Genomic DNA, 239 nt, shown 5'->3' with positions numbered 1-239 from the left:
ACCATGAGCGCTATCAGGGTGCCAGTGTGCTGCTGGCGCGGGAAAACTTCGGTTGCGGTTCCAGCCGTGAGCACGCGCCGTGGGCGCTTGAGGAATATGGTTTCCGTACCATTATTGCGCCGAGCTATGCCGACATCTTCTTCAACAACAGCTTCAAGAACGGCTTGCTGCCGATCATCCTCAGCGATGAGGAAGTCGACGCACTGTTCAAGCAGGTTGAAGCGGCACCAGGTTATCAG

At 56.5% G+C, this 239-nt stretch carries 1 protein-coding gene; it reads left to right on the top strand.

Translation table 11 applies throughout. The features are described from left to right. The coding region (gene leuD, locus AC4IFE_RS20010) for a 3-isopropylmalate dehydratase small subunit (protein ID WP_490758872.1) at nucleotides 1–239 on the top strand (239 nt) is incomplete at both ends.

The sequence above is a fragment of the Chryseobacterium sp. UF-81 genome, from assembly GCF_058245105.1.
Note: the sequence above shows the minus strand (reverse complement) of the source record. Positions and strands in the feature narration are given on the sequence as shown.